Origin of the sequence: Mesorhizobium sp. M0870 (assembly GCF_040319775.1) — a bacterium.
Taxonomy (GTDB): Bacteria; Pseudomonadota; Alphaproteobacteria; order Rhizobiales; family Rhizobiaceae; genus Mesorhizobium.
Window position 1 is genome coordinate 1 of sequence record NZ_JAMYOI010000070.1, and the last position, 3,091, is coordinate 3,091.

At 56.1% G+C, this 3,091-nt stretch carries 1 protein-coding gene and 1 pseudogene; one reads left to right on the plus strand and one right to left on the minus strand.

Translation table 11 applies throughout. The features are described from left to right. Positions 1-238 precede the first annotated feature (238 nt). On the minus strand, positions 239-1,684 hold the full coding sequence (locus NKH97_RS33095) for a GH39 family glycosyl hydrolase (protein ID WP_352799951.1): 1,446 nt from the start codon (positions 1,682-1,684) through the stop codon (positions 239-241). Positions 1,685-2,280: 596 nt separating this feature from the next. On the opposite strand from NKH97_RS33095, the pseudogene NKH97_RS33100 reads away from it, so the two are divergent. Further along, positions 2,281-2,950 (plus strand): annotated as a pseudogene (locus tag NKH97_RS33100) (transposase); the annotation flags it as partial. Positions 2,951-3,091 lie beyond the last annotated feature (141 nt).

A 3,091-nucleotide genomic window follows, 5' to 3' on the forward strand; every position in this document is an offset into this window, starting at 1 on the left:
CGAAGAATCGCAGCTTCTTGTCCTGCGCCCTGGCCGGCAATGATCCAAGGAGTGGCAGCGACGACACCCCCAACATGCCAGTCAAAAAGCCTCGCCGACCCAAGCGATATCCCATTATACTCATCTTGTTTCCTCCCGTTCGTTCTGCGGCCCATAATGGAACCGCTCTCTTCGCTTCGACGTTCCTTCTTGCAAGAAGGCCATATCCCAATATTTCCAGACGCCAATTATCCTGGCATTACTGCCGGTCCGGGAACGTCAGCGCCGCCACTGTGTATCCCTCCAGTGCAATTATGTCGGATGTCGTCTTTGCGATCGCGGGCGGAGCGGAGGCCGTAGTCTGGTCCACCCATACTTTCTGTCCGCCGCTGGAACCTGGGACATGGATTTTTGCTGGATGCTGGCTCTTATTCACCAGCAGGAGGCGTCGCTCGCCACCTTTGGTGACGACTGGCATTGCGTAAACATAGGGGTGGCTATGGCCTTGTTCCAAGGTGACGATTCTATCGCCAGGGCTAAAGTGGTCATGTAACAATTGCAGCACGCGAAAACGTGGATTTGGTTCGCCGGTGGTCCAGTCAAGTAGAGAGATGGGGTGCTGACGAGGCTCACCTGCTAGCAGCATCGATGCATCAACAACGTCGATTCCCATCCGGCTAAGTTCGCCGAACAAATACGCGTACAACGCTCCGGAGAGATACCAGTGGGAGTCCGGAATTGGCTGTGTTGCGTCCAAGGAGTAGCCGACGGCGGCGTCTGTATGAAATGCGCCAATCTCTGTTATCATGGTGCGAGTCTCGGGAGATAGCTTGGAGCGAATGTTCTCCACGTAGCGAACGGTGGTCAAGAACCTATCGGCCTGGGCGAAGAACGTGTAACCTTGAACCTCTGGTGTTTCTTCTGGGGTCGGCCACGCATAAAAATGATACGAAATGTAATCTAGCGGGATGCCCGGCTCATGGTTGTTGCGGTCAAGAAAATACTCGAAGAAGCGCGGGTTCGTATCCGGCCTAAACAGCGACATGCCGACAAATTTTAGATCGGGTTGCACCTTCCGCATCGCCATGACTACTTGATCATACAACTTTGTATAAATCTGCGGTGTCATGCGGTGCTCGGTATCGACCTCGTTTAGAACCTGCCAGACGGGGACCGAGTAGTAATGTCCGGAATCATGTCGTGTACCTATTTCATCGACAAAGCCGCCCTGGGTGTACCAGCTGAGGAGTCTTGCGTAGTAGTCGGCTATCTCCTTGAAGGTCGGATCTCGAGGTTCGGTGCCTTGCGTGTAGCTGTACGTGGCCTCGTCGGGGTCGTCCGGGTATCCTACGGACTTGGCCGTTCTCCACATCCATTGTGGCATGGTGCTGAAGTCTAAGACGACTGGATGTCCTTTTGTGGCCTCGAAGAAGTCTATCGTCATCGGGTCAATCAGAGAGAAATCCCAGGAAGTCGTCGTGTTAGTTGGCGGCTCAAGGGCCGCCACCGCCAGCTTCGGATACGGCAACCATGGGATATAGCGAACGTAATCGGTGCCAAGGTCGCGCAGGGCCTTGTATGCATTTTCTCCGATGATGTTGCCGGGGCGGAAAAACGGGTTCACGGCGACCTGCAGTGATGGCGTTGTTTTCGAGACTCGTTCCGTGGTGTCCCAGTCGGCTGAGACAGTGGTGAATGTGTCCATGGGATATTCCTTCGGGGATACTATCGATTGGTGTTTCGTCGGGGATGCCGGCTAGATGGACGATCGTGCCGTCCCAGCGGCTGCCTCAGCCACCGCGGTCGTGTCGGCGAGGAGAGCGATGCATGGCGTTTGGTTCCGGATACTTCACCTCCGCAGTTCAATGGATACCTGCAATAGCTCTTTCCCATCGAAGCCAAGCTCGACCTAGGGGCTGGTAGTCGTCGGCTCGGTGACGCGCAGGGGCTTAACTTGCTTCTGGTCAGATTATTCATCTTGTGGCCGTACGACTTGGCTAGTCGCGGTTTTGCTCATCCTGTCGCGCCCACATAGTGAAGTCCAGCCGATACTCTTAATACTCATTATTAGATATCGTGATGGTATGGGTGAGGGCCGCAGTCACGTCAGCGGTTGCACGCCGCAGGGTCGTGGACCGGAACGCATGGCGGCCACGAGGGCTCGGGCAGCAGGCGACAGTACACGTCCAGTCAGCCACCAGACAGCTACATCCCGCTGAGCTGCATCTGCGCTGATGTCCCGGATCTCCAAGCCATCGACAGCCGATACGTTCAGTGCGACTTCGTTTGTCACGCCAGCGCCGAGACCTGCTCGAACGAGTTCAGGAGGCTCAAAAGCGGGCGCGTCAGCAGCTTCAGTCGTTCCTACTTCGACATGGCCGCATCTATTCGGGCCGCTCATCCTGGTCGCTGGCGCATATGCGGTGGATATCGACTCTGAAGTTCGAGCATCCGGCGCACTTCGTCGTGCTCAAGGAATACTGCCAGGCGATCGAGGATGTCGAGGTGCGCTTGAAGTGTCTGACCGATCTGATCTCGGAGACTGTCAAATCCTGGACGATGGCTCCTGTTGTCGAAGCCTATCAGGCGTTACGAGGCGTGTCGTTGATTGCCGCCTCGTCTTTGTTGCCGAAATTGGCGACATCCGCCGCTTCGAAAACCCCCGCCAGCTGATGGCCTTTCTTGGCCTCGTTCCGTCAGAGAGCTCGACAGGTGAACATGTCAAACGTGGTGGGATCACTAAGGCCGGGAACTCTCGGGCCCGTCGCATGCTGATGGAAGGCGCATGGGCTTACCGCTTCCCTGCGCGGGTAAGTCGAACCAAGCAAGCGCAGTTGGAGGGCCTACCGAGAACCGTTCGCGAAATAGGGTGGAAAGGTCCAGCTCCGCCTCTGCTCTCGCTATCGAAAAATGATCCTCCGGGAAGCACAAGTCCATCGCGATCACCGCGATCGCTAGCAGGCTTCTCTGATTGGGGTCGTTGAGGTCAAGCTCCTCCTGATATTTTTCCGGACCATGTCGCCCTGCGTATTCCGACGAAGCCGGCCATCGATTCCGATTTGAAGCCGGCCAGTCATTCCGATTTCATTCCGGCCGGTGTTCCGATTTGAAG

Bases quoted from the DNA above. Each gene is read 5' to 3' on its own strand.
- NKH97_RS33095 (WP_352799951.1), bottom strand. From the start codon at position 1,684: ATGGACACATTCACCACTGTCTCAGCCGACTGGGACACCACGGAACGA.